Origin of the sequence: Rhizobium sp. BE258, from assembly GCF_031457345.1 — a bacterium.
Taxonomy (GTDB): domain Bacteria; phylum Pseudomonadota; class Alphaproteobacteria; order Rhizobiales; family Rhizobiaceae; genus Rhizobium.
Window position 1 is genome coordinate 178,981 of sequence record NZ_JAVDWL010000005.1, and the last position, 25,778, is coordinate 204,758.

At 60.9% G+C, this 25,778-nt stretch carries 27 protein-coding genes; 11 read left to right on the forward strand and 16 right to left on the reverse strand.

Annotation, left to right across the window (positions count from 1 at the left end; genetic code table 11):
• The 5 genes from J2X43_RS19160 to J2X43_RS19180 all read left to right on the forward strand — a co-directional run bounded on the left by J2X43_RS19160 (position 1) and on the right by J2X43_RS19180 (position 4,933).
• Entirely contained in the window at positions 1 to 705 is a 705-nt protein-coding gene (locus tag J2X43_RS19160) for a uroporphyrinogen-III synthase (protein WP_310296314.1), read from the forward strand.
• Between the two features lie 90 nt (positions 706 to 795).
• Positions 796 to 2,073, forward strand: a complete 1,278-nt coding sequence (locus tag J2X43_RS19165; protein ID WP_310296316.1) for a YbgF trimerization domain-containing protein — start codon at positions 796 to 798, stop codon at positions 2,071 to 2,073.
• Positions 2,074 to 2,077: 4 nt separating this feature from the next.
• On the forward strand, positions 2,078 to 3,679 hold the full coding sequence (locus J2X43_RS19170; RefSeq protein WP_310296318.1) for a heme biosynthesis protein HemY: 1,602 nt from the start codon (positions 2,078 to 2,080) through the stop codon (positions 3,677 to 3,679).
• Between the two features lie 17 nt (positions 3,680 to 3,696).
• A complete protein-coding gene (locus J2X43_RS19175; RefSeq protein ID WP_112385795.1) occupies positions 3,697 to 4,182 on the forward strand; it encodes a TerB family tellurite resistance protein in 486 nt (161 codons plus the stop codon).
• The gene (locus tag J2X43_RS19180) at positions 4,172 to 4,933 is read left to right on the forward strand and encodes a glutamine amidotransferase (RefSeq protein WP_310296321.1); all 762 of its coding nucleotides are present in this window, start codon (positions 4,172 to 4,174) and stop codon (positions 4,931 to 4,933) included. Before J2X43_RS19175 ends, J2X43_RS19180 begins: the two co-directional genes overlap by 11 nt.
• Here J2X43_RS19180 and J2X43_RS19185 read toward each other — a convergent pair.
• Positions 4,908 to 6,158 (reverse strand): MFS transporter, encoded by a 1,251-nt coding sequence (locus J2X43_RS19185; RefSeq protein WP_112385797.1) that lies wholly within the window; start codon positions 6,156 to 6,158, stop codon positions 4,908 to 4,910. The two genes, J2X43_RS19180 and J2X43_RS19185, sit on opposite strands and share 26 nt — an antisense overlap.
• A 140-nt stretch (positions 6,159 to 6,298) precedes the next feature.
• Here J2X43_RS19185 and J2X43_RS19190 point away from each other — a divergent pair, with 140 nt between their 5' ends.
• Both J2X43_RS19190 and J2X43_RS19195 read left to right on the forward strand, forming a co-directional pair.
• Complete coding sequence (locus tag J2X43_RS19190; protein ID WP_112386055.1) at positions 6,299 to 6,589, forward strand: YggT family protein; 291 nt, start codon at positions 6,299 to 6,301, stop codon at positions 6,587 to 6,589.
• The gene (locus tag J2X43_RS19195) at positions 6,586 to 6,900 is read left to right on the forward strand and encodes a DUF167 domain-containing protein (protein ID WP_112540491.1); all 315 of its coding nucleotides are present in this window, start codon (positions 6,586 to 6,588) and stop codon (positions 6,898 to 6,900) included. The genes J2X43_RS19190 and J2X43_RS19195 overlap by 4 nt, the downstream gene beginning before the upstream one ends.
• Positions 6,901 to 6,902: 2 nt before the next feature.
• On the opposite strand, the gene ppa is transcribed toward J2X43_RS19195, so the two are convergent.
• Positions 6,903 to 7,436, reverse strand: a complete 534-nt coding sequence (gene ppa / locus J2X43_RS19200) for an inorganic diphosphatase (RefSeq protein WP_112517760.1) — start codon at positions 7,434 to 7,436, stop codon at positions 6,903 to 6,905.
• A 9-nt stretch (positions 7,437 to 7,445) separates the two neighbouring features.
• Positions 7,446 to 7,655 carry a hypothetical protein gene (locus J2X43_RS19205; RefSeq protein WP_112540490.1) on the reverse strand — a complete coding sequence of 70 codons (210 nt, stop codon included), beginning with the start codon at positions 7,653 to 7,655 and terminating at the stop codon, positions 7,446 to 7,448.
• Between J2X43_RS19205 and J2X43_RS19210 the strand changes: the two genes are divergently transcribed.
• A complete protein-coding gene (locus tag J2X43_RS19210; RefSeq protein ID WP_112540489.1) occupies positions 7,654 to 8,094 on the forward strand; it encodes an MEKHLA domain-containing protein in 441 nt (146 codons plus the stop codon). The two genes, J2X43_RS19205 and J2X43_RS19210, sit on opposite strands and share 2 nt — an antisense overlap.
• A 10-nt stretch (positions 8,095 to 8,104) precedes the next feature.
• On the opposite strand, the gene J2X43_RS19215 is transcribed toward J2X43_RS19210, so the two are convergent.
• The 4 genes from J2X43_RS19215 to J2X43_RS19230 form a co-directional block, all read right to left on the reverse strand.
• On the reverse strand, positions 8,105 to 8,611 hold the full coding sequence (locus J2X43_RS19215) for a GNAT family N-acetyltransferase (protein ID WP_112385801.1): 507 nt from the start codon (positions 8,609 to 8,611) through the stop codon (positions 8,105 to 8,107).
• 203 nt (positions 8,612 to 8,814) lie between these two features.
• On the reverse strand, positions 8,815 to 10,632 hold the full coding sequence (typA, locus tag J2X43_RS19220) for a translational GTPase TypA (protein ID WP_112385802.1): 1,818 nt from the start codon (positions 10,630 to 10,632) through the stop codon (positions 8,815 to 8,817).
• Positions 10,633 to 10,755: 123 nt separating this feature from the next.
• On the reverse strand, positions 10,756 to 12,333 hold the full coding sequence (locus tag J2X43_RS19225; RefSeq protein WP_310296329.1) for an alkaline phosphatase D family protein: 1,578 nt from the start codon (positions 12,331 to 12,333) through the stop codon (positions 10,756 to 10,758).
• 133 nt (positions 12,334 to 12,466) lie between these two features.
• A complete protein-coding gene (locus J2X43_RS19230; protein WP_310296332.1) occupies positions 12,467 to 14,554 on the reverse strand; it encodes a M3 family metallopeptidase in 2,088 nt (695 codons plus the stop codon).
• A 212-nt stretch (positions 14,555 to 14,766) separates the two neighbouring features.
• On the opposite strand from J2X43_RS19230, the gene J2X43_RS19235 reads away from it, so the two are divergent.
• On the forward strand, positions 14,767 to 15,201 hold the full coding sequence (locus tag J2X43_RS19235) for a hypothetical protein (protein ID WP_112385805.1): 435 nt from the start codon (positions 14,767 to 14,769) through the stop codon (positions 15,199 to 15,201).
• Between the two features lie 3 nt (positions 15,202 to 15,204).
• Here J2X43_RS19235 and J2X43_RS19240 read toward each other — a convergent pair whose 3' ends face one another.
• Together J2X43_RS19240 and J2X43_RS19245 are read right to left on the reverse strand one after the other, a co-directional pair.
• Positions 15,205 to 15,846, reverse strand: a complete 642-nt coding sequence (locus J2X43_RS19240; RefSeq protein ID WP_310296335.1) for a LysE family translocator — start codon at positions 15,844 to 15,846, stop codon at positions 15,205 to 15,207.
• Positions 15,847 to 15,966: 120 nt separating this feature from the next.
• A complete protein-coding gene (locus J2X43_RS19245) occupies positions 15,967 to 17,190 on the reverse strand; it encodes an argininosuccinate synthase (protein ID WP_112385807.1) in 1,224 nt (407 codons plus the stop codon).
• A 190-nt stretch (positions 17,191 to 17,380) separates the two neighbouring features.
• On the opposite strand from J2X43_RS19245, the gene J2X43_RS19250 reads away from it, so the two are divergent.
• Together J2X43_RS19250 and J2X43_RS19255 are read left to right on the forward strand one after the other, a co-directional pair.
• Positions 17,381 to 18,232, forward strand: a complete 852-nt coding sequence (locus tag J2X43_RS19250; RefSeq protein WP_310296337.1) for an SDR family NAD(P)-dependent oxidoreductase — start codon at positions 17,381 to 17,383, stop codon at positions 18,230 to 18,232.
• A 98-nt stretch (positions 18,233 to 18,330) separates the two neighbouring features.
• On the forward strand, positions 18,331 to 18,972 hold the full coding sequence (locus J2X43_RS19255) for a LysE family translocator (RefSeq protein ID WP_310296339.1): 642 nt from the start codon (positions 18,331 to 18,333) through the stop codon (positions 18,970 to 18,972).
• Positions 18,973 to 18,974: 2 nt separating this feature from the next.
• On the opposite strand, the gene J2X43_RS19260 is transcribed toward J2X43_RS19255, so the two are convergent.
• The 7 genes from J2X43_RS19260 to J2X43_RS19290 all read right to left on the reverse strand — a co-directional run bounded on the left by J2X43_RS19260 (position 18,975) and on the right by J2X43_RS19290 (position 25,483).
• Positions 18,975 to 20,228, reverse strand: a complete 1,254-nt coding sequence (locus J2X43_RS19260) for a DUF6596 domain-containing protein (protein ID WP_310296341.1) — start codon at positions 20,226 to 20,228, stop codon at positions 18,975 to 18,977.
• Positions 20,228 to 20,581, reverse strand: a complete 354-nt coding sequence (locus J2X43_RS19265) for a YciI family protein (RefSeq protein ID WP_310296343.1) — start codon at positions 20,579 to 20,581, stop codon at positions 20,228 to 20,230. Before J2X43_RS19265 ends, J2X43_RS19260 begins: the two co-directional genes overlap by 1 nt.
• Positions 20,582 to 20,674: 93 nt before the next feature.
• Positions 20,675 to 21,469, reverse strand: a complete 795-nt coding sequence (locus tag J2X43_RS19270; RefSeq protein ID WP_112385812.1) for an ABC transporter ATP-binding protein — start codon at positions 21,467 to 21,469, stop codon at positions 20,675 to 20,677.
• Positions 21,466 to 22,347, reverse strand: a complete 882-nt coding sequence (locus J2X43_RS19275; protein ID WP_112385813.1) for an ABC transporter permease — start codon at positions 22,345 to 22,347, stop codon at positions 21,466 to 21,468. The genes J2X43_RS19270 and J2X43_RS19275 overlap by 4 nt, the downstream gene beginning before the upstream one ends.
• Before the next feature lie 116 nt (positions 22,348 to 22,463).
• Entirely contained in the window at positions 22,464 to 23,417 is a 954-nt protein-coding gene (locus tag J2X43_RS19280; protein ID WP_112385814.1) for an ABC transporter substrate-binding protein, read from the reverse strand.
• Between the two features lie 89 nt (positions 23,418 to 23,506).
• Positions 23,507 to 24,736 (reverse strand): 23S rRNA (adenine(2503)-C(2))-methyltransferase RlmN, encoded by a 1,230-nt coding sequence (rlmN, locus tag J2X43_RS19285; RefSeq protein WP_310296347.1) that lies wholly within the window; start codon positions 24,734 to 24,736, stop codon positions 23,507 to 23,509.
• 228 nt (positions 24,737 to 24,964) lie between these two features.
• On the reverse strand, positions 24,965 to 25,483 hold the full coding sequence (locus J2X43_RS19290; RefSeq protein WP_112385816.1) for an invasion associated locus B family protein: 519 nt from the start codon (positions 25,481 to 25,483) through the stop codon (positions 24,965 to 24,967).
• Positions 25,484 to 25,778 lie beyond the last annotated feature (295 nt).

The following is a 25,778-nucleotide window of genomic DNA, read 5'->3' on the forward strand; positions in this document are numbered from 1 at the left end:
ATGCGCGTGCTCGTCACCCGCCCGCAGTGTCAGGGGGAACGAACGGCACAGCGATTGCGGGCCATGGGCCATGAGCCCTCGCTTCTGCCTCTGTCAGAACCGCGTCACGACAGTGATGCTGCGATCGAGGCATTGGATGCGCATGACGGCCCGATCGCGATTACCAGCGCAGAGGCCGTTCGGTCCCTGACCGCAAGATCCGGCGAACTGGCACGCCACCTCACCCGGCCGGTATTCTGCGTTGGCGCGGCGAGCGCCGAGGCGGCAGACGCGGCAGGCTTCACCTCGGTCTCCGCAAGCACCGGCGATGGCAGTGATCTGGCGGAGCTGATTGCTGGTCAGGCAAACGGTGTCATCACCTATCTGGCTGGCGCCCCGCGCGCCGAAACATTCGAAAAACGGGCGGCTGAACTCGAATTACAGATCGATGTTGCCGTCTGCTATCGCATGCAGCCGGTCACCATCGATCCCGCTCAGATCGAACAGCTGGCTAGGGCGCCGGCGGAAGCCGCCCTCTTCTATTCCCGCGAGGCGGCGCTGGCGTTCTTCGAGCTCTTCACAGCCGAATCCACACCTGTCTGGCTCACAGTTGCCAAGCTGTTTTGCCTTAGCGAAGCCGTGGCAACTGCCGTCCCCGGCGGCCTCAGGAAAAATATCCGGACAGCCGCGATGCCGGATGAGCAAAGCCTTTTGTCGCTCCTTTGAAGGCATGCTCCGCCCAAATTTGATCTAACCTCTTTCCTTAACTGGCATCACTGACTAGTTTCGTTGCAATGCAGGAAAAAAGAGGACCTCATGGTTTCGGGAAACCCGCCACGCCATTCGAAGAGAACCGAACAGCCGGTCACCATCGATCTGGAGGCGCAGGAATTTGCCAAGCAGGAGGATGCAGCAGAGATGCCTGCGCAGGCGGCTGAGAGCCCTGACGACCAGGCAACCAGCGATCTGAACGCCTCGCTTCAGGCGGCAAAGGAGCAAGCCTCCGAAGACCTGAATGCAAAGGCGGAAATCCCCGTCACGGAAGAGGCCGCGGGCGTAGAAACACGGCCCGATGAAGCGCCCTACCGCGCCGAGGAACGGGTCTTTACCGCACCGCCGCCGCAGCAGCGCGGCGGCTCGACCTCGGGTCTCATCGCCGCAGGCATTTTCGGTGGTCTTGTGGCGCTCGTAGGTGCCGGTGCCATCCAATATGCCGGATATCTCCCCGGCTCTGCGCCGCAGCAGGCCCAGTCCGATCAAAGCGCAGAATTTTCTGCCGAACTTGATGGCCTGAAGCAGGCGATCGCCAATCTGGCGGCCGCGCCGAACCCGGATGACGACGCCCTCGACAAGCGGATTGCCGCGCTGGAAACAGCGGCAAAAGCACCGTCGCAAACCGTGGCGGGCGACCCGGCAGCCGTCGAAGCCTTGAACCAAAAGGTCGCCGATCTCACCGCACAGCTGGAACAACTCCGCTCGTCGATCACGCAGACATCCGAGCAGCAGGCCTCCAGCGGCGCCGATCTGACCAAGCGTCTCGACGAAGCCGAGAAAAAGCTCAACGAGCCACGCCAAGACGTTGCCGTCGCCAAGGCGATCGCCGCCGCTGCGCTGAAGGCAGCGATCGACCGCGGTGGCCCGTTTACGGCCGAACTCGATACATTCGCAGGCGTTTCACCTGACGATCCGGCGACCAAGGATCTCAGAAGCTTTGCCCAAACCGGCGTGCCCTCGCGTGCCGAACTGATCAATCAGGTTTCCGATGTGGCAAGCGCCGCCGTCGAATCCGCGAACCAGCCGAGCCCTGATCAGAGCTGGTCGGACCGGTTGATGAACAGCGCCAAGTCGCTGGTCAGCGTCCGTCCGGTCGGCAACATCGAGGGTGAAAACGTAGAGGCGATCGCTGCCCGCATGGAAAACAAGGTTCGAAACGGCGACCTTCCGGGCGCCGCCAACGAATGGAACGATCTGCCGCCGGCAGCCAAGCAGGCGTCGGCAGCCTTCAAGCAATCTCTTGAGGCCCGTATCCGGGTCGAGGATCTTGTCAGCGGAGCGCTGTCCAAAGCCGTCTCCGGCACCGGCAAGGAGGGCTGAACCGATGGTCAAGCTCGTCATTTTTGCGCTCGTGGTTCTCGTTCTCGGCTACGGTTTCTCCTGGCTCGCCGACCGGCCTGGCGACCTGTCGCTCATCTGGGAAGGCCAGCTCTATCAGACCAAGCTGATCGTCGCCGCCAGCGGCCTGATCGCCTTGATCGCCCTCGTCATGATCGCCTGGTGGCTGGTCCGGATGATCTGGACCTCGCCGCATTCCGTCACCCGTTATTTCCGCGCCCGCAAGCGCGATCGCGGTTATCAGGCGCTCTCGACCGGCCTGATCGCCGCCGGCGCCGGCAACGCGCTTCTCGCCCGTAAGATGGCCGCACGCTCGCGCGGCCTGATCCGCGCCGACCAGGAACCGCTGATCAACCTTCTGGAAGCGCAGGCCGCGCTGATCGAAGGCCGCCACGATGAGGCACGCGCCAAGTTCGAGGCCATGGCCAACGATCCGGAGACCCGCGAACTCGGTCTGCGGGGGCTGTATCTCGAAGCCAAGCGCCTCGGCGCCAACGAGGCGGCCCGCCAATATGCCGAGAAGGCTGCCGATAATGCGCCCTATCTTCCCTGGGCCGCACAGGCGACCCTAGAATATCGCAGCCAGGCTGAACGCTGGGACGACGCTATCCGCCTGCTCGATCAGCAGAAGGCAGCCCGCGTCGTCGACAAGCAGGACGGCGAGCGTCTGCGTGGCGTGCTGCTGACGGCACGCGCCGACGACAAGCTGGAAAAAGACCCTGCAGGTGCCCGCGACGACGCCCTCCAGGCGCTGAAGCTGATCCCCGATTTCGAGCCTGCCGCAACCATCGCAGCAAAGGCGCTGTTTCGCGAAGACAAGCTGCGCAAGGCTGCCGCCATTCTCGAACAGGCGTGGAAGGCCAGACCACATCCGGATGTCGGCCGCATCTATGTGCAAGCACGCAGCGGCGATTCCGTCACCGACAGATTGAAGCGCGCCGAAAAGCTGGAGGCTCTTCGCCCCAACAACGTCGAGTCGCTTCTCGTCGTCGCCCAGGCCGCCCTTGCCGCTCAGGATTTTGCCAAGGCGAGAGCCAAGGCGGAGGCCGCCGCCCGCATGCAGTCGCGTGAGGCAGCATTCTTGCTGCTTGCCGATATCGAAGAGTCCGAGACTGGCGATCAGGGCCGTGTCCGTCACTGGCTGGCCCAGGCGCTGAAGGCGCCGCGCGATCCGGCCTGGGTCGCAGACGGCTTTGTCTCCGACAAATGGCTGCCCGTCTCGCCCGTCACCGGCCGTCTCGATGCTTTCGAATGGAAGGCGCCCTTTGGGCAGCTTGAGGGCCCGGTCGAGGAAGGCACCGTGACGTCGATCGATGCCGCCCTGAAGACATTGCCGCCGGTGCGCCAACAGCGTGCCGAAGCACCTGCCAACGACCACCGCATCATCGAACTGGAACGCGCCGCAACCATCGCCGAAGCCGTGCGCCCGGCGCCTGCACCAGCGTCCGCCCCGGCTCCAAAGCCAGCGGAAGCAGTTACCCCTGTCAGACAGCTTGAACCCAAACCATATTATGGAATGCCTGACGACCCAGGCGTTCGCGACAACAAGGCGGCCCCGGAACCCAAGACGCGGCTCCGCCTTTTCTGAGATGGAACGACAACCGCATGTTCGAACGCTTTCAGGCATTCTTCCACAATCTCACCGCAGACGATGGCAGGAAGGGTTTCAGCCCTGATGACCCGCGCATCGCCGTGGCCGCTCTCTGCATGCAGGTCATGGAGGCGGACGGCCAGATCAAGGACAGCGAGAAGAAGCGGCTGCGCAAGCTTCTCAAGGAGCAGTATGGCCTCGACGGCAAACAGCTGGATGCGGTCATCGCCGCCGGTCTCGAAGCCGAAAGCAGCGCCGTCGACTACTACCGCTTCACGTCGGATCTCAAGCGCCACCTGAATACCGAGCAGCGGCTGGAGCTGATCGGCATTCTCTGGGACATCGTCTATGCCGACGGCGAGCGCAGCGAGATGGAAGACCACGTCATCTGGCGCATCGCCGATCTGCTCGGCGTCTCCTCGCGCGAGCGTATCCAAAAGCGCCAGGAAGCGGCTGCGCGCGTGACGGATGCGGTCGTGGTGCAAGACGATGCAGATTGAGCGACCGGTCAATCGCGACAAGCGCCCGATCCTGATCGTTCTGCATCAGGAGCAGTCGAGCCCCGGCCGGGTCGGCCAGCTTCTCGTCGAGAAGGGCTACAGGCTCGACATGCGCCGCCCGGTTCTCGGCGACACACTGCCTGGAACACTCGACGACCACGCCGGCGTTGTCGTCTTCGGCGGCCCCATGAGCGCCAACGATCCCGACGATTTCGTGAAATCCGAAATCAACTGGCTGGACATCCCACTCAAAGAGAACCGGCCATTCCTCGGCATCTGCCTCGGCGCGCAGATGCTGGTCCGCCATCTCGGCGGCAAGGTGCAGGCGAATGCCGATGGCTCGACGGAAATCGGCTGGTACCCGCTGCACCCGACCGAAAAGGGCCGGCTGCTGATGCACTGGCCGAAGATGGTCTACCATTTCCATCGCGAGGGCTTCGACCTTCCCCGCGGCGCCGAGCTTCTGGCTGAGGGTGACGCCTATCCGAACCAGGCCTTCCGCTACAACAAGAATGCCTGGGCGCTGCAGTTCCATGCCGAGCTGACGCGGGTGATGATGCACCGCTGGGTCGTCCATGGCGCCCATCGCTTTATTCTGCCTAATGCGCAGCAGGGCCGCGAGCATCTGGAAGGGCGCATGCTCTTTGACGCGCCGCTAAAAGCCTGGCTGAACGAATTCCTCGATATCGTCTTCGAGGGAAAGACGGCAAAGAGCGCGCCTGTCTCTATGCCGGCGTCGCTGAGCGCATAGGCGCATCCAGCGTATCGATCTGCCGCAGCTGGCGGAAGCTCATCGCCCAGATCACCGACACCGCGAGCGTCCCAAGACCGCCGATCACGACCGCAGGCACGGCGCCGAACGTATGCGCCATCGTACCCGCCCGGAATTCGCCGAGTTCATTCGACGCGCCGACAAAGACCATGTTGACGGCGTTCACGCGGCCGCGCAGCTCATCCGGCGTCCAGAGCGCGATCAGGCTTTCGCGCACATAGACCGAAATCATGTCGGCGGCGCCCATGATCGCCAGCGCGGCAATCGAGGTCCAGGTATGCGTCGAGACGCCGAATACAATGGTTGCGATGCCGAACAGACCGACGCCCATGAACATATAGAAGCCGGCGCGATGCTTCATCGGGCGGGCGGCAAGGAACAGCGCCATCACGATCGCGCCGACGCCTGGCGCCGAACGCAGCAGACCGAGCCCCCAGGGGCCGAGCGTCAGGATATCGCGGGCATAGATCGGCATCAGCGCCGTGGCACCGCCGAGCAGCACCGCGAAGAGATCGAGCGAGATCGCCCCGAGCACCACCTTGTCCGCCTTGATGAAACGGAAGCCGCCGAGGATCATGTCCCAGCTCTTTGCCTCGCCGGAACTGCGCTGCGCAGGCTTCGGGATCATGAAGAGCAGGATGGCGCCCAGTATCGCGAACACCACCGAGACTGTGTAGGCCGTTGTCGCACTGACGCCATAGAGCAGTCCGCCGAGTACGGGACCGGTAATTGCCGCCAGCTGCCAGGACGACGAATTCCAGGCGATCGCGTTCGAAAGATCCTTCTCCGGCACGAGGTTCGGCGCCAGCGACTGTATGGCAGGCGCAGCGAAGGCGCGCTCGATGCCGAAGATCAGCAGCACGATGAAGACAGGGATCGGCGAGAACGTGCCGGTCACCGTCATGATCAGCAGGGCCAGCGTGCAGAGCGCGCTGACGAGCGAGCAGATCGAGGCAACGGCGCGGCGGTTGTAGCGGTCGGCGACCGATCCGGTCACCAGCATCAGAACCAGCGACGGTAGGAACTGCACAAGGCCGATCAGGCCGAGATAGATTGCGCTCCGCGTCTGGTCGTACATCTGCCAACCCACAGCAACGCTGAGAATCTGCTGCGAGAAGGACAGCAGGAACTTCGCGAAGAAGAACCGGGTGTAGGAAGAATGCCGGAACGCCGCAAAACGGTCTCCGGTGGACGAGAAAGACATGGGGGCAACCAATGAAACCGGGCCGCGCGGGACAGTTCAAACGCGCCCATTAAACATGATTCACCGCGCGTTAAGACACGGCACTTGCCCGTTTAGTCGCCAATAGCTACATGTCTGTCAACAACGAACTGGAGACGACGATGATTGCCCTCTTTCAAACCATTGATTTGGCTTTGAATCTTTACACCTGGGTGCTGATTGGGAGTGCCATTTTCTCGTGGCTCTATGCCTTCAACGTCATCAATTCCAGCAACCAGTTCGTCAATTCGGTGGGGATGTTCCTCTATAACGTCACCGAACCAGTGCTGCGGCCGATCCGCCGCGTGCTGCCGAACCTGGGCGGTATCGACATCTCTCCGATCATCCTGCTGCTGATCATCTTCTTCCTGCGCTCCTTCATGTGGAACACGATCTTCCCGCTGGTGGCGTGAGCTGTGCCTGGACGATCTTCGACGGCTATCTCCGCCTGACGGTGCGTTTGACGCCGAACGGCGGACGTGACGCCATTGACGGCCTGGAAACAGATGCCGAAGGCGACACGCACCTGAAAGCCCGCGTCAGCGCCGTGCCGGAAAACGGCAAGGCGAACAAGGCGCTCGTCGCCCTTCTCGCAAAATCGCTTCGCGTTCCGAAGTCTGCGATAGCTCTTGTCTCCGGCGAAACGTCGCGCAAAAAAATCCTCCGCATCGAGGGCGATACGGAGGATCTGGTCGAAAGGCTGAAAGCTTTCGGTCGGGCCTGAGCTTACTTCGCCTTCTTGGCGCGCTCGACGGCTTCGAGGATCAGTTCACCGGCTTCCTTGGAGCCCTTCCAGCCAAAGATCTTTACCCACTTGCCGGGCTCCAGATCCTTGTAATGCTCGAAGAAGTGCTCGATCTGCTTGACGGTGATATCGGGAAGATCGGTATATTCCTTGACCTTCTCGTAGCGCAGCGTCAGCTTCGGCGACGGAACGGCGATGATCTTCTCGTCCTTGCCGGAATTGTCTTCCATCATCAGCACGCCGATCGGGCGCACATTGATGACGCAGCCCGGAACCAGCGGACGGGTGCTGGCGATCAGCACGTCGATCGGGTCGCCGTCTTCCGAAAGCGTATGCGGCACGAAGCCGTAATTGCCGGGATAGGTCATCGGCGTGTAGAGGAAACGGTCAACGACCAGCGTGCCGGCTTCCTTGTCCATTTCGTACTTGATGGGATGGCCGCCAACCGGCACTTCAACGATGACGTTGATATCTTCCGGTGGATTGTTGCCGATGGAAATGGCGTCGATGCGCATCAGTGTCCCCTAATATAGGATGGTATCCGGCTGCCAGATAATCAGAATCTCTTCGCAACGCAACATGTCAGGCTCATCTTCCGTCGTTTTGGCTAATAGAGTTTGGCCTTGAAGCAAAAGTTCGGGGATCGGCGCAATAATGGGAAACGGCGCCACAAACAGGTCGCAATATCCAAGTTGGCTTTGCTTTTCAGATTCCCCATTGCGATAGACGGTCATGCATCTTTACGAACAGAAAGACTTTTTCGAACTCGTGTGTGGCAGCTATCGCCGCATTGTCGGCAAGGATCTCGTGCCCCGGGTGCTGACGCAGAGAGAAGCCGTTCGCTGGCTTTACGAGGACGCGCCGTTTGGCCTCCTGGCACACGACACGGCCACAGATCCCGTCTTCGTCTATGGAAACAAGAGCGCTCAGCGGCGCTTTGAATACAGCTGGGACGAGCTCACTGCACTGCCCTCGAGGCTGTCTGCTGAAGCGCCGGAACGCCAGGCGCGCGAGAATTTCCTGCGGCAGGTCGCCGAGCGCGGTTATGTCGACGACTACGAGGGCATAAGGATCAGCAAATCGGGAAAGCGCTTTCCGATTGCGGATGTCACGGTCTGGCAATTGATCGATGTGGATGGGACGATCCGCGGCCAAGCGGCAAGGCTGCCATAAAAGGCAGCCGTCAGTTCCAGATGAAGCCGATCTTCTTCAGCTGCTTGTGGTCGAAATTTTCCATGCCTTCGCAGAAATCGACGCCGCCATGGCCGCGATAGAAGCGGCTGGCATTGTCATTGTCCTCAAGGCACCAGACGACGAGACCATTGCAGCCAAGCGACTTCAGCAGCCGGCGGGCTTCGCCGAAGAGCATACGGCCGAGGCCGATACCCTGATATTCCGGGCGAAGATAGAGTTCGTAGATTTCGCCTTCCTGCGGCAGAGCGCGGGCACGGTTGAGACCAAGCGTGGCATAGCCCGCAACCGTTCCTGCGACGTCAAGAACCAAAAGCGTTGCCGGACCACGGGTGGCCTTGCGCCACCAGCCTTCGCCGCGCCGTTCGATCATCTGCGTCAGTGCGCGATGGGGGATGATGCCGGCATAGGTGTGCTGCCACGCAAGGCGATGCGCCTCCGATATGGCGCGGGCATCTTGCGGCTCGGCCCGCCGAACATCGATCGACAACGTCTTCATAACGCTACTCTGGTCCTTCAGCGGACAATTAACCATGCGCGATCATGCGCCTTCGCCAATTGCCCACAGACTTAACATGTGGACGATGGGCAAAATTTAACGCTTTTTTAACTATTGCGACAAGAAGGATTCGACACGGCGCACAAATAAAAACCCCGGCCTGGAGGGCCGGGGTTTCAACTATCCAGGAATGGCAGCGGCTATCAGGCCGACTTCGCCTTGGCGAAACGCTTGCGGTCGTTCGCGTCGAGATACATCTTGCGCAGACGGATCGACTTCGGCGTTACTTCCATCAGCTCGTCGTCCTGGATCCAGGAGAGAGCGCGGTCGAGCGTCATGCGGATCGGCGGCGTCAGCTTGACGGCTTCGTCCTTGCCGGCAGCGCGGATGTTGGTCAGCTGCTTGCCCTTGAGAACGTTGACTTCAAGGTCGTTATCGCGGCTGTGGATGCCAATGATCATGCCCATATAGACCTTTTCGCCCGGCTCGATCATCATCGGGCCGCGGTCTTCCAGGTTGAACATGGCGTAGGCGACGGCTTCGCCGGCTGCGTTTGCCAGCAGAACGCCGTTGGTACGGCCGCCGATTTCACCCTTGTAAGGCTGATAATCCTTGAACAGGCGGTTCATCACAGCCGTGCCGCGCGTGTCGGTCAAGAGTTCCGACTGGTAGCCGATCAGGCCGCGGGTCGGCGCATTGAACACCAGGCGAACGCGATTGCCGCCCGAAGGACGCAGCTCGGTCATTTCGGCCTTGCGCTCGGACATTTTCTGAACGACGACGCCGGAATGCTCTTCATCGACGTCGATGACGACTTCTTCGATCGGCTCCATCAGCTGATCGTTCTCGTCGCGGTGCATGACGACGCGCGGACGCGACACGGCCAGCTCGAAGCCTTCACGGCGCATGGTTTCGATCAGAACGGCAAGCTGCAATTCGCCACGGCCAGACACGAAGAATGAATCCTTGCCTTCGGCTTCTTCGATCTTCAGCGCGACGTTGCCTTCTGCTTCCTTGTAGAGACGGTCGCGAATGACGCGCGAGGTGACCTTGTCGCCTTCGGTACCTGCCAGCGGGCTATCGTTGACGATGAAGGACATGGTGACTGTCGGCGGATCGATCGGCTGCGCGGTCAGTGCCTCGGTGACAGCTGGATCGCAGAACGTGTCGGCAACCGTACCCTTGGAAAGGCCGGCGATCGCGACGATGTCACCTGCGTGAGCCTCTTCGATCGACGTGCGCTCGATACCGCGGAACGCGAGGATCTTCGAGATACGGCCATTTTCGATCAGTTTGCCGTCCTGGCTCAGAACCTTGACGGCCTGGTTCGGCTTGATCGAACCGGAATTGATGCGGCCGGTAATGATACGGCCGAGGAAGGGGTTGGCTTCAAGGATCGTGCCGATCATCGTGAACGGGCCTTCGTGGACCGTCGGCTCCGGAACATGCTTGAGCACGAGGTCGAGCAGCGGTGCAAGACCCTGGTCCTTCGGGCCTTCAGGATTGACGTTCATCCAGCCATCGCGGCCCGAACCGTAGAGGATCGGGAAGTCGAGCTGCTCGTCGGTAGCGTCGAGGTTGGCAAAAAGATCGAAGACTTCGTTGATGACTTCTTCGTGGCGGCCATCCGGGCGGTCGATCTTGTTGATCGCGACGATCGGGCGAAGGCCGACCTTCAGCGCCTTGGAGACGACGAACTTCGTCTGCGGCATCGGGCCTTCCGACGAGTCGACCAGAACGATCGCGCCGTCCACCATTGACAGGATACGCTCGACTTCGCCGCCGAAGTCGGCGTGGCCGGGGGTGTCGACGATGTTGATGCGAACGCCCTTCCACTCGACCGAAGTCGCCTTGGCAAGAATCGTGATGCCGCGCTCTTTTTCCAGATCGTTGCTGTCCATGACGCGCTCTGCAACGCGCTGGTTCTCGCGGAACGAGCCGGACTGTTTCAGGAGCTCGTCCACCAGGGTCGTTTTGCCATGGTCAACGTGCGCGATGATCGCGATGTTGCGAAGTGCCATTATATCAAATCTCTGAGGCTGGGGCGCTACGTCGGGAGGAGGCGCCTATTACGTTTGGCGCGCTCATACAGTGTTTTTTGCGATTGCGAAAGGGGGGAGAGGCGAGAGCGGCCATAGACAGGGTTAACTCGTACGTTGCGGGTCGATGACGGTTCGCCACAACTCGTTGTCATCGCGATCCATCAGGCGCACGGTCATCTGCTCCGTTGCGCCATCGATATCGACCAGGCCGAAGAACTGCATTCCGGCACTTGGCGGCAGATTGGATTCGATCCCTCCCGGTGCCGCCTTGATGAAGCGCACCTCGGGGCCGAACGTGCCGTCCAGCTCCTGCGGTCCATAAGTGCCCGAATGAAGCGGGCCGGAAACGAACTCCCAGAAGGGCAGGAAATCCTGAAACCTGGCCTTTCCGGGATCATAATAATGAGCCGCCGTATAGTGCACGTCGGCCGTCAGCCAGACGATATTGCCGATCGCCGCATCGCGGATGAAGCGCAGTAGATCGGCAAATTCGAGTTCCCGGCCGAGCGGCGCTCCGTTGTCGCCGTTGGAGACGGATTCGCTGCCGCTGCGCTTTCCATAATCGTCCCAGATCACCAGCCCGACCGGCAGATCACACGCGATCACCTTCCAGGTTGCCGTCGAACGGACAAGTTCGCGCTTCAGCCACGCCACCTGCGCCTCACCGAAAAGCCGCGACTGCGGCGTGATCTCGCGGTCGAGTGCATGGGTATTGGGTCCGCGGTAGGAGCGTAGGTCGACAAAGAAGATATCGAGCAGCGGGCCGTAGGAAACCTTGCGATAGATCCGCCCCGGTTCCTCCGCCACGTAGCGGATCGGCGTCATTTCGTGAAAAGCCCGGCTGGCGCGTGAAGCGAGCGCCGAGACGGACTTTTCCTTGTAACGGTCGTCGGCACGAAGATCGGTTGAGGGAGACCAGTTGTTCAGCACCTCGTGATCGTCCCATTGGTAGAAAACCGGACAGACGGCGTTGAAATCGGTCACGTGCTCGTCCAGCAGATTGTATTTCCACTGGCCGCGAAATTCGGACAGCGTCTGTGCGATCGTCCGTTTCTCGTCGGTGACCACGCGGTTTTTCCAGATCCCGCCGTCTCGCAGACGGATCTCGTCGGGGATCGGATTGTCGGCGTAAATCGTGTCGCCGGAATGGATCATGAAATCAGGCCGATGGTAGGCGATCGTCCGATAGGTCCGCATGCCCTCGTCATCGATCCCCCATCCCTGTCCTGCCGTATCGCCGGACCAGACGAAGCGGATATCCCGCCTTGTCGACGGCGCCGTGCGGAACTGACCGCGAATGGGCTCAGAGCGGCTGTTGATATCCTGCAGGTCTGCAGCCACGAAACGGTAGAAGATTTCCTGATCCGCCGGCAATCCATCGAGCAGCACTTTGCCGGCAAGATCGGTCTCGGGCGTGACATCGAAGGATGCAAGCCGAACCGCGTTTGCAAATTTATCGGTCGTGGAATATTCGACGAACAATCGCGAGGGCCGGTCGACGCGCGCCCAGATCACGCCGGAATCCACATCGACATCGCCGGATTGCACGCCGGAGGTAAAGACCGGCCGGCTTGACGAGCCACGCGCATAGAAGGGCATCGCAAGGCCCGCCGCCGCAAACCCACCGACCGCGCCGACCGAGGATAAAAACCGGCGGCGCGTCGTTTCTTTCAAGATCATGCCAAAGCCCCGGCTACTTCAGGAGCGGGAACGAAGCGTCCCGCCCCAGCCTTGGGCAACCGTCATGTCAGTCTCTTGAAGACCGCATGACGGTTTGCCGAAACTTCGGCGACAGTTTTGTTACGGCACGCGCTCAGGCATCGCTGCCCGAGAGCTCCTTGAAGGTTGCCAGACCCTTCTTGACCAGCATCGCGTCCGGGCTCGGCAGCTTGCCGCGGAAACCCTTGTAGGCGTCTTCGGGATCGAGCGATCCGCCGGTCGAATAGATGTTGTCCTTCAGCTTCGCCGCCATTTCGCGGTTGAAGGCATCGCCGGTTTCCTCGAAGGCCGCGAACGCATCGGCGTCGAGCACTTCCGACCACATGTAGGAATAGTAGCCGGCCGAATAGCCGCCGGAGAAGATATGCTGGAAGTGGGGCGAAGCATGACGCATGACCAGTGACTTCGGCATGCCGAGCTCGGCCAGAACCTCCGCCTGAACCGCCATCGGATCATCGACGGCATCGCGCGTATGGAATTCCATGTCGACGATTGCCGAGGAGGTGAACTCTACCGTATTGAAGCCCGCATTGAAGGTCCGCGCCGCGAGAACCTTGTCGAGCAGCGCCTGCGGCATCGGCTCGCCTGTTTCGAAATGCACCGCATATTGCTTGAGGATCGCGGGCACGGTCAGCCAGTGCTCGTAAAGCTGCGACGGCAATTCGACGAAATCACGCGAAACGCCGGTTCCAGAAACCGACGGATAGGTGACGTTTGACAGCATCCCGTGCAGCGCATGGCCGAATTCATGGAACAGCGTTCGGGCGTCGTCGAGCGACAGCAGCGCAGGCTTGCCTTCCGCAGGCTTGGCGAAATTACAGACGTTATAGATGATCGGCAGCTCGCCGGTGTTGCCGTTCTTCAGCTTCAGCTTGTGCTGCGACTGGAAGGAGCTCATCCAGGCACCCGAGCGCTTGGAGCTGCGAGCAAAGTAGTCGCCGAGGAACAGCGCCACAAGCTTGTCGCTGGCGTCGCGGATTTCGAAGACGCGAACATCGGGATGGTAGGCGGCAATGCCCTTCTTCTCAACAGCCCGGATGCCGAACAGGCGGTTGGCCACGTCGAAGCAGGCTTCGATGATCTTATCGAGCTGCAGATAGGGCTTCAGCTCCGTTTCGGAGAAGTTGAACTTCTGTGCCCGGATCTTCTCCGCATAGAAGCGCCAATCCCAGGGCATGACCTCGTGGTTTTTCCCATCTTCGGCAATCAGCCTGGCGATATCGGCTTCTTCCTCGCGGGCGCGGGAAACGGCTTTCGCCCAGACTGCCCGCAGCAGCTCGTCGACAGCAACAGGCTTCTTCGCCATCGTGTTGTCGAGCTTCAGCTCGGCGAAATTGCCGTAACCGAGAAGGCCGGCCATTTCCTTGCGCAGCGCCAGCGTTTCCTTGATGATGCCGCGGTTATCGGTTGCGCCCGCATTCGCGCCACGGGCAGTCCAGGCCTTGAAGGCCTGTTCGCGCAGATCGCGGCGTTCTGAAAATGTCAGGAACGGCTCGATGATCGACCGCGACAGGGTGACCGCAAACTTGCCGTCTTCTCCGCGTTCGCGGGCCGCCGCTGCCATCGCATCCTTCAGGAAATCCGGAAGACCTGCGAGCTCCTGTCCTTCGGACAGCAACAGCGACCAGCTCTTTTCGTCGGCGAGAACGTTCTGGCCGAAATTGGTGCCCAGACCGGCCAGCTTCTCGTTGATGCCTGCGAGCTTTTCCTGCTCCGGCTTCGGCAGCTTGGCGCCGGATTTCACGAAGCCCTTCCAGTGCCGTTCCAGCACCCGCGTCTGCTCCAGGGTCAGTCCCAGTTCCGCGCGCTTTTCCCACAGCGCGTCGATGCGCGCAAAGAGACCGGCATTCATGCCGATCTTCGAATAGTGCCGCGACATCTTCGGCGAGATCTCGCGCTCGAGCGCCTGGATGACATCGTTGGTATGCGCACCTGCCCGGTTCCAGAACAGCGCGGAGACACGCGACAGCTCATCGCCGGCAATCTCCAACGCGACGATGGTATTTTCGAAGGTCGGCGCCTCGGCATTGGCGGCGATCGCATCGATCTCCGTTTCGTGAGACGCGAGCGCCGCATCGAAGGCGGCTGCGAAGTCGCCATCATTGAGCGCTTCGAAGCGCGGCAGGCCGTGATGCCCGTTCCAGTTGACGAGCGCCGGATTGAATTCTGGTGTGGAAGGCATGCTGACATCCTTTTACGCAAGCAAGTGAAAAGGCAATATAGGTGACGCTTCGCGGCAATGGTATGTTGCTGATCAAATTCGTCTTTTGCTGGTACGTGGAAGATTTGATCCATGAAAACTGATAGACGAAAATTAACTATTTGTTAACGATTGACGCCCGGCGGTCCTAGACGCTAGTTTTCGCTTACTCTTTTCGTAAGGGGACATGCGCCATGGAAATTTTTTCTGTGCGGTCTTCTCAAAGTTTGCTTTTTAAAAACAGTCACAATAACGCAAAATCTTCGAAGACCTCCGATATTGAAATTGATACTGGACCGGCAGTCCAACCCGGCTTCAGGGTAGACGACGTAACAGCCTCCGGCGGCCCGGATTTCACAGCAGTCAGCCCGGGCGAGTTGCGAAGCTATGCCCGGCAGAGCTTCGATTCCGGAGAGCTCGACCAAGACACGTTTGCGGCGATCTCAGAGCCGTTGCCGATGCATGCGATCGATGCGCAGGGCAATCTGCTGGACCTGCGCGGCGTTACCGACGGCACAGCGTTCAATTTCCGCGATTACTACGAAAACCAGCTGCAGATCGCCAAGTCCCTCGGCGACACCGATGGCGAGAAGACACTGAAATCGATCGTCGATTTCATCAGCACCTGACGATTAGGCCTTGCGCCAGCCGAGCAGCCCGGGCGTCGCATGCCATAGGGCCTGAACGGCAAAGCCCATGAACAGCACGCCGGAGCAGCGCACGATCAGCCGCTCGTTGGCGCGATAGAAGCGGCGCACGGCGCCCGCACCGATGATGGTGACGAGTATGATATCGGCAGTCACAAAGCCGACGAAAGAGACGCTGAGCATCAGGGGCAAAGCTGCGAAATCCAGCGCGTTTGCCGAACCGGCGACAAGCGCCGTGAATGTTGCAAGCGCCACCGGATATCCCTTGGGATTGGTAACGCCGAAGATCAGGCCGCGGCGGAAAGGGCGTTCGACGACGACGAGCGCCTGACCATCGGCCTTCGGTTTGGCGCTCACGGCGTTCCAGCCGATCCAGGCAAGGTAGAAGCCGCAAAGCAGGCCGAGCAGGTCGAACACGAAGGTGCCGATGATCTTCGCACCGACGATCGCGATCAAGGCCAGCGCCGACCAAATGATGTCACCGACCAAATGCCCCATCAGGAAAAACGCTCCCGCCTTGCGGCCCTGCCCGGCACCGATACCGAGCAGCTGCAGGAAAGCGGGACCGGGGATGAGGACATAGAAAAGTGCGGCCAGAAAGGCGCCAAGAAGCAGCGATTGCGTCATGAAATGCTCCGCAGATGATCCGCGCAGACTATGCCAATGCAAGGTGCCGTCAAGGCCATCCGCGATGCAAAGAAAAGGCCCGCGCAATAGCGGGCCTTTCATATTTCGATGGCAGAGGGATCAGCCCTTCAGATTGCGCTTGCCGAGCGTGCGCAGGCGCAGCGCGTTGAGCTTGATGAAGCCGGCCGCATCCTTCTGGTCGTAGGCGCCCTGGTCGTCCTCGAAGGTGACCAGCTTGTCCGAGTAGAGCGACTTGGGGCTCTCGCGGCCGGTGACCATGACATTGCCCTTGTAGAGCTTCAGCGTCACTTCGCCTTCGACATGCTCCTGGCTCTTGTCGATGAGCGCCTGCAGCATCTCGCGCTCCGGCGAGAACCAGAAGCCGTAATAGATGAGCTCGGCATATTTCGGCATCAGCTCATCCTTCAGGTGAGCTGCACCGCGGTCGAGCGTGATCGACTCGATGGCGCGGTGCGCCGCGAGCAGGATCGTGCCGCCGGGCGTCTCATAGACGCCGCGCGACTTCATACCGACATAGCGGTTCTCGACGAGGTCGAGACGGCCGATACCGTTGTCACGGCCGTAATTGTTGAGCGCTGCGAGCAGGGTCGCCGGGCTCATGCGAACGCCGTTGATCGAGACGGCATCACCCTTTTCGAAGCCGACCTTGATGACGGTGGCCTTGTCGGGCGCGGCTTCCGGCGAGATCGTGCGCATATGCACATATTCGGGAGCTTCCTGAGCCGGATCTTCCAGAACCTTGCCCTCGGATGAGGAGTGCAGAAGATTGGCGTCGACGGAGAACGGCGCCTCGCCCTTCTTGTCCTTGGCAACCGGGATCTGATGCTGTTCGGCAAAGGCCAGCAGATCGGTACGGCTCTTGAAATCCCAGTCGCGCCACGGCGCGATGATCTTGATATCCGGGTTCAGCGCATAGGCGGACAGCTCGAAGCGAACCTGGTCGTTGCCCTTGCCGGTCGCGCCATGCGCGATCGCATCGGCGCCGGTCTTGCGGGCGATGTCGATAAGGTGCTTCGAGATCAGCGGACGGGCAATCGAGGTGCCGAGCAGATAGACTCCTTCATAGACGGCATTGGCACGGAACATCGGGAAGACGAAGTCGCGCACGAATTCTTCGCGCACGTCCTCGATGTAGATTTCCTTGATGCCGAGCATCTCGGCCTTCTTGCGCGCCGGCTCTAGCTCTTCGCCCTGACCAAGGTCGGCCGTGAAGGTCACGACTTCGGCGCCGAGTTCGGTCTGCAGCCACTTCAGGATGATCGAGGTGTCGAGGCCGCCCGAATAGGCAAGCACGACTTTCTTCACGTCTTTTTTAGGTGCCATGATGATGAGGTCCGTTGCAAAGGGGCAGCGGCAAACCGCAAAGCCCGGTGTCGCGGGCACTTTTAGCGAGATTGTCACACGACGCAAGGGCAGGAAGCGCCGCTTTTCGGTCGCGGATAGTGTTTGACAGCGTCAAATGCCAACCCATATCTGGCTTCGTCCGCACAACGCTTCGAGGAGAGCCGGTCCCGTGACGAATATTCAAGAGATTTTCAAGCCATCCAACGTTGCCGTAATTACCGGCGGCGCCTCCGGCATCGGCCTTGCGGCGGCAAAGCATTTTGCCAAGGCAGGCATGAGCGTCGTCATCGCCGATCTCGGCCAGGAGAAGCTCGCCAAGGCACGTGCCGAGCTCGAGGCCATCGTTGGCGCTGCACATGTTCTTGCAGCCGAAACCGATGTCTCCGACAAGGCGGCGCTTGAGGCATTGGAGCGGACGGTCATCCAGCGCTTCGGCCGTGTTCACGTGCTGATGAACAATGCCGGCATCGGGCCGGAAACCTCGATATTCAGCCCGCAGGCCGATTGGGACAACATTCTCGGCGTCAATCTGCTGGGCGTCATCAACGGTACCCGCGCTTTCGGCGCCGCGATGGCCAAGCATGGCGAGCCCGGACTGATCATCAACACCGGTTCCAAGCAGGGCATCACCACCCCGCCGGGCAACCCCGCCTACAACGTTTCGAAAGCCGGCGTGAAGGTCTTCACGGAGGCGCTCGAACACGAGCTGCGCAACACCGAAGGCTCGAAGATTTCCGCTCATCTGCTGATCCCCGGCTTCGTCTTCACCGGACTGACCAAAGGCGGTCGCGCCGAAAAGCCGGCTGCGGCCTGGACGCCGGAGCAGACGGTGGATTTCATGGTCGAGAGCCTGGCAAAAGGCGACTTCTACATCCTCTGCCCCGACAACGACGTCGCGCGTCCCGTCGACGAGCGCCGCATGGCCTGGGCCGCCGGCGACATCATTGAAAACCGCCCGCCGCTGTCGCGCTGGCACAAGGACTATGCCGACAAGTTCAAGGCGTTTCTGGAAGCCAAGTAACGACCGGAAACGATCGGCCACATCAGAAGGTTTGATTGGTAATTTTCCGAAAGCCGGATATGAGAAATAACATCTCCTTCCGGCTTTCAGAGTGCACCATGGACTTTCTTCCGACCCTGCCAACGCTCCTCGCCTTTGCCGCTGCAAGCCTGCTGCTCGCAGCAACGCCAGGGCCGGACATGACGCTCTCGATCAGCCGCGCCCTGTCGCAGGGCAAGAAGCCGGCACTCTATGTCGTGCTCGGCACAAGTCTCGGCATCGTCGTCCACACCATGCTGGTTGCCTTTGGCATCTCGGCACTGATCACGGCCTCGCCGACCGCCTTCCTGATCCTCAAGACCGGGGGCGCTGCTTACCTGCTCTGGCTCGCCGTACAGGCGGTCCGTTTCGGCTCGAAGCTCTCGGTCGAAAAGGTCGATGAGGTGAAGGGCACGCCACTCTCCAACATCTCCAGCGGCTTCTGGGTCAATCTCCTGAACCCCAAGGTCATCATCTTCTTCATGACCTTCCTGCCGCAGTTCGTCACCGCCGGCGATCCCGCCGTCACGCACAAGCTGCTCTTCCTCGGCTTCTTCTTCATTCTGATCGGCATGCCGGTGAATGCAGCCGTGGTCTTCGCCTCCGACTGGCTCGCCGGCTGGCTGCAGAAGAACAGAAAGGTGCTGCGCGGCATGGACTACACTTTCGCAGGCGTCTTCTCGATCTTCGCGGCGAAGATTTTTTTCACGCAGGCCCGTTAAGCTTAGCTATCCCGCAGCGCCTCGAGCCGCTGCGCCAGAAACAGCTTCTCAGCTTCGGACAGCGAGAGCTCGATGGCCCTGGCATAAGCGAGCCTTGCCTGATCAACCTGGCCGTCGCGCACCAGAAGATCGGCCTGAACCGCGTAAAACGGCTGATACTGCGTAAGCGCCATGGCGATCGGCTTGAGCCGGGCAAGCGCTGCGGCCGCACCCTCGACATAGGACAGCGCGACGATCCGGTTCAGTTCATAGACCGGGTTGTCGGCAGTGCGGGCAAGCTCTCCGTAGAGCAGCGCAATCTGTTGCCAATCCGTCTCGGCAAAGTCTTGCGCCTCCGCATGCACGGCAATGATCGCCGCCTGCAGCTGATATGCACCTGGGCAGCCACGCTTCAGCGCCTGTTCAATCAGCGCCACGCCCTCGGCTATCGCCGTGCGATCCCAGAGTCTGCGGTCCTGCATTTCGAGAGTGAGGATCGCGCCGCCCTCGCCGATCCGCGCGGCCCTGCGGGCATGATGCAGAAGCATCAGCGATAGCAGCCCCTCGATCTCCGGCTCATCAGGGCGCAACGCCATCAGCAGCCGCCCGAGCCGGATCGCCTCCTCACAGAGATCGACGCGGATATGGCTGCCGCTGCCGGAAGCATATCCTTCATTGAAGATCAGATAGACGACGGCAAGCACGCTTTCGAGCCGTACCGTCCACCCCTCCGGCCCCGGCACCTCATAAGCGATCCCTGCCTTGGCAATCTTGTCGCGGGCGCGCACAAGCCGCTGCGCCATCGCATCGTGCCGGTCGAGGAAGGCCCCGGCGATCTCTTCGGTCTTCAGCCCGCAGACAGAGCGCAAGGTCAGCGCCACGCAGGTCTTCCGGTCGATCGCCGGGTGGCAGCAGGCAAAGATCAGCTTCAGCCGCTCATCGCCGATCGGATCAGGGTCGTCTGCTATGGACGACGCGCTCTCCAATTCGGCAAGATGGGCGATCTCCACAGACTTCGCCCGGAAATTGGCCGAGCGCCGCAGCCGGTCGATCGCCTTGCGACGGGCGACCTGCATCAACCAGGCGTTTGGAGAAGCGGGCAAGCCATTGCGGCCCCAATGGACCAGCGCCGATTCCAGTGCGTCCTGCAGGCTGTCCTCGGCCAGCTGGAAATCCCGCAGCGCGCCCATAAGGCTGGAAAGGAGACGGCCACCGTCCTGCCGGGCGATCCTGTCGATCGCGTCGGCAACTGGACCGGCGGCCGGAACCTCGCTCATCAGCGGTCGAAGACCATGATCGGCCGCACCTCGACGCAGCCCATAGCCGCATGCGGGATCATCGCTGCGTATTTGATGGCATCGTCGAGATTGTCGCAATCGAGGATGTAGAACCCGCCAAGCTGGTCCTTGGTGTCGGCGAAGGGACCGTCCATCGTCTCGGTCCGGCCGTTGCGCACCCTGACGGTGGTCGCGGTGGTCACCGGCTGTAGCGCATCGCCGGCAACCCAGATCCCATCCTTTTTGTAGGTCTCGGTCGCGGTAGCATAGCCGCTCATCATCGTGCCGAATTCAGGGGAATCCGGGGGCGTGCGCGTGTTCGGGTCCATGTAGATCAGCGCTATATATTTCATCATCCGTCTCCTTAGCTCACCACCGCTCCATGCGATGGTGACGGATAACGAATGCGATGCAAGCGGATCGACATCGCCTCGAAAATATTTCGATCAGCCGATCAGCAGCGCGTCATCGTCAAGCGTCTGCCCGCGCATCTTGCGGAACATCGCGATCAGGTCCTCGACCTGCAGATCCTTGCGATTGTCGCCGCTGACATCGAGCACGATCTCACCGCCATGCAGCATGATCGTCCGATGGCCGTAGTCGAGTGCCTGGCGCATCGAATGGGTGACCATGAGCGTCGTCAGCTTGCGCTCCGAAACGATCTTGTCCGTCAGCCCCATGACGAACTCGGCCATCCCGGGGTCGAGTGCCGCCGTATGCTCGTCGAGCAGCAGTACTTCCGAACCGGCCAGCGTCGCCATGACCAGCGAGACCGCCTGCCGCTGACCGCCAGAGAGCAGATCCATGCGATCGGCCATGCGGTTTTCGAGACCGAGATTGAGTTCGCCGATGCGTTCGCGGAAATGCTCGCGGCGCTTTGGCCCGAGCGCCGACACCAGGCCGCGCCGCTCGCCGCGACGGGCGGCCAGCGCCAGATTCTCTTCGATCGACAGGGCACCGCAGCTTCCGGTCAACGGATCCTGGAACACGCGTGCCACAAGACCGGCCCGCGCCGCCGTCTGCTTGCGTGTGACGTCGGTTGTGCCGATCGTCACCTTGCCTTCGCTTGCCAGTACATCGCCGGCGAGCACGCCGAGCAGGGTCGATTTGCCAGCGCCATTCGAACCGATGACGGTGACGAAGGAGCCCTGCTCGATCGTCAGGCTGATGCCGTTCAACGCCTTCTTTTCAAGCGGCGTACCCTTGCCGAAGACGACCTTGATATCCTGAACGCTGATCACGATGCAGCTCCTCCGCGGCGAAGACGGGGAAGGATCAGCGCGATCGTGACGAGTACCGCCGTGACGAAATTGAGGTCCGAAGCCTGCAGGCCAATGAAATCGGTCGACAGCGCAAGCTGGATGGCGATGCGATAGATGATCGAGCCGAGCACGCAGCCGATCAGCGCGATCAGCAGGCCGCGCCGGCCGAGCAGCGTCTCACCGACGATGACGGCCGCGAGACCGACGACGATCGTGCCCACGCCCGATGTGACATCGGCAAAGCCATTGGTCTGCGCAAACAGCGAGCCACCGAGCGCCACCAGCGCATTCGAGATCGCCATGCCGAGATAGATCTGCCGGTTGGTATCGACGCCTTGGGCGCGGGCCATGCGGGCGTTGGCGCCAGTGGCGCGCATCGCAAGTCCCGCATCGCTCTCAAGGAAACGCCAGACGACGATGACGGCGATGACGACGAGAACGCCGACGAAAAGCGGGCGGACATAGAAATCGCGCAGGCCATGGCCGAAAAATGGGCTGATCATCGTATCGGCATTGATCAGCGCCACGTTCGGCTTGCCCATGACGCGCAGGTTCACCGAGAACAGCGCGATCATCGTCAGGATCGAGGCAAGCAGGTTGAGGATCTTGAACCGCACGTTCAGCATCGCCGTGACGATGCCCGCAGCCGAACCCGCAATCATCGCCACCAGCGCGGCAAGCCACGGATTGACGCCCGCGATGATCAGCACCGCCGTGACGGCGGCTCCGAGCGGAAACGACCCGTCGACCGTCAGATCCGGAAAATCGAGAACGCGGAAGGCGAGATAGACGCCGAGCGCAACGAAGGCATAGACCAGCCCCAGTTCCACGGCTCCCCAAAATGCAATTTGGCTCAAGGCCTCCCGCCTTTCTGTTCTTCTGTGCCCGTGCTTTCGCGGGTCTTAAAATACCAAACCGCCCCCGTTTAGAAACAGGGGCGGCTAAACGCAATATCGAAAGCGACGGTTTCGGTTTACTCGACGACGCGGTTGGCGCGCTTCAGCACGCTTTCCGGCAGCGTTACGCCCATCTTTTCCGCGGCCTTCTTGTTGACGACGAGGTCGCTACCGGCGGCAACCTTGACAGCGATGTCGCCCGGGTTCTCACCCTTGAGAATGCGCACGACGATATCGCCGGTCTGCTTGCCGACATCGTAGTAGTTGAAGCCGAGGGCAGCGATCGAACCGCGCGAGACGGAATCGGTGTCGGCGGTGAAGAGCGGCAGCTTCGCTTCCTCGGCAACGGCAACCGCGCCTTCGAGAGCCGAGATGATCGTGTTGTCGGTCGGCACGTAGATGACGTCAGCACGGCCGACAAGCGCGCGGGCGGCGCCCTGAACTTCAGCCGACTTGGTGGCGGCGGATTCAACGACCTTGAGGCCGGCCTTCTCGGCTTCCGTCTTCAGCACGGCCAACAGCGATACGGAGTTGGCTTCGCCCGAATTGTAGAGATAGCCGATCGACTTCACGTTCGGCAGGATTTCCTTGATCAGCGCGATATGCTCGGCAACCGGCGACATGTCGGACAGACCGGTAACGTTGCCGCCCGGCTTGTCCATGTCCTTCACCAGCTGTGCGCCGAGCGGATCGGAAACCGCGGTGAAGACGACAGGAATATCGCGCGTCGAGGAAACGACGGCCTGCGCCGACGGCGTGGAGATCGGTACGATGACGTTCGGATCTTCGCCGGCGAACTGGCGGGCGATCTGCGCTGCCGTTGCCGGGTTGCCCTGTGCGGATTCGAACAGGAACTTGAGGTTCTCGCCTTCCTTGTAGCCGGCAGCCGCCAGCGTGTCCTGCACGCCCTTGCGAACGGCATCGAGTGCCGGATGCTCGACGATCGCCGTCACGGCAACCGTGACGTCTTCAGCCTTTGCAGGCAGGGTAAGGGCAAGGGTCGCCGCAACGGCGAGCAAGATCGAACGCATAGAGTCCTCCATAGATTATCAGGCGCTTCTAGAAAAAGACGAAGGCCCGATCAATCGCAAAGAACTGTTAGAAGGATCAAACTTGCTGATCAGTCGTCCGCGCCGTGATTGGCAATCATCATCGCTTCGAAGGCGAGACGCTCGGTCTTGCGCATGCGCTCGGACTCCGACTTCAGCTGCCCGCAGGCTGCAAGAATATCACGGCCGCGCGGCGTGCGGATCGGCGAGGCGTAGCCGGCCGAATTGATGAAATCGGCAAACTTCTCGATCTGCGCCCAATCCGAACACTGATAGTTGGTGCCCGGCCACGGGTTGAACGGGATCAGGTTGATCTTCGCCGGAACACCCTTCAGTAGCTGGATCAGCCCCTTCGCGTCTTCCAGACTGTCATTGACGTCCTTCAGCATCACATATTCGAAGGTGATGCGGCGGGCGTTGGAAAGACCCGGATACTTCCGGCAGGCGTCGATCAGTTCCTTCAGCGGATACTTCTTGTTGATCGGCACCAGGATGTCGCGCAGGTCGTCGCGAACGGCGTGCAGCGAGATCGCCAGCATGACGCCGATCTCGTCGCCGGTGCGGAAGATCTCAGGCACGACGCCGGATGTGGACAGCGTGACGCGGCGCTTCGAGAGCGACAGCCCATCGCCATCCGTCGCGATCAGCAGCGCCTGCTTGACGGCATCGAAATTGTAGAGCGGCTCGCCCATGCCCATCATCACGATATTGCTGACCTTGCGGCCCTCGGCCGGCATGATCGTGCCCTGCGGCGCTTCGCGATCCGGGAAGTCGCCCAGCCGGTCGCGGGCAAGCAGCAGCTGCGACAGGATTTCCTCGGCCGTCAGGTTGCGCACCAGGCGCTGCGTGCCGGTGTGACAGAAGGAACAGGTAAGCGTGCAGCCGACCTGGCTGGAAATGCAGAGCGTGCCGCGGCCTTCCTCGGGAATATAGACGGCCTCGATCTCGACGGGACGCCCGGCGCCGCGCGGTGGAAAGCGCAGCAGCCACTTGCGGGTACCGTCGTTGGAAACCTGTTCCTCGACGATTTCAGGACGGGCGATCGTGAAATGTTGCTTCAGCGTCTCGCGCATGTCCTTGGAGATATTCGCCATATGATCGAAATCGGAGACGCCGCGCACATAGATCCAGTTCCAGAGCTGGCTGACGCGCATCTTGATCTGCTTTTCCGGCACGCCCTTTTCGCGCAGTGCATCGGCCATCTGCTCGCGCGACAACCCGATCAGCGAGGGCTTCTCGTCGCTGAGCTGGGGGCGCGGCGCCTGTGGCTTGGTAACGGCCATAGCATCCATGACGGACATAGTTTCTCGATCCCGAAATCAAAACTGGACGCATCCCGGTAAGCCGGAAGACTTGGCGGGTGACATCGGCAGTTCGCAGAAAATTGAATGCGGAGCTACGGGCAAAGCCGCAATCGTTCCGCTGTTGCGCGGGGCTTTATCATCATTTTCCCCGCACGTCACTATAGATGGAAACGGCAAAGGCCGGCGCAAGGCCGGCCTTCGAATTCTTCGATCAAGCGGAAGAGCTTACTTGCAGCTTTCGATCTGCTTCAGCGCCGCCGAAATGCCGGACAGCGAATAGGCGTAGGACGTGCCGGTGCCCTTGCGCGAGACGGCTGTGACCGTCATCGAGTGACCGCCCTTCATGGCGGCGACCAGAGCGGGCTCCTGAGCGGCATTCTCGACCCAGCCCGCCTTGTCTTTGGTGAACATGACGAAGGTCTTGTTGTCGATGACGACGTTGATCTTGGAATTTTCCTTGACCGTGTAGCCCATCATCGCCTGCGGCTCATAGGAAATGTTCTGGCCCGGGCGCTGCGATACGATGAAGAAGTTATCACCGTGATCGACGCTTGCCGGCTGCTTCGTCGTCGGAACGGACAGTACGTAGCAGACGGTGCTGTTGCCCTGCTTGTAGGAATAGGCGCCCCAAGCCTGGAACTGCTGGATGCGGGTCGGCGCCGAGGCTCCGCCCTGCTGCGCTCCTGCGACTCCGGCCGTGATGAGAACGAGAGCGAGAGCGGGTGCGATACTTTTTACAAACATTGATTTCCTGCCGGTTCTTGCGATTCAGCGCCCGATCAGAGCGGGCAGCGCTTTCGTCACGATCTGCTTTATTTTGACTTAATTCAGGTTACCAAAGCGTCAACGGAGACCGTGATTTGTCTCCACCTGTGTCATTTAGGCCTGTGTGTCAACGTTCGGCTTGGTGCGGCTGCCTGCGGTGATGTTATGCGTCGATGACGTCGCGTCATCCCTTCGAGAGCAATTTAAGACATAAAGATTCAGGCAAGAGTTTGACCTTTCGAAAATCCGTTGTACCTCATTAAGGTATTGGAAA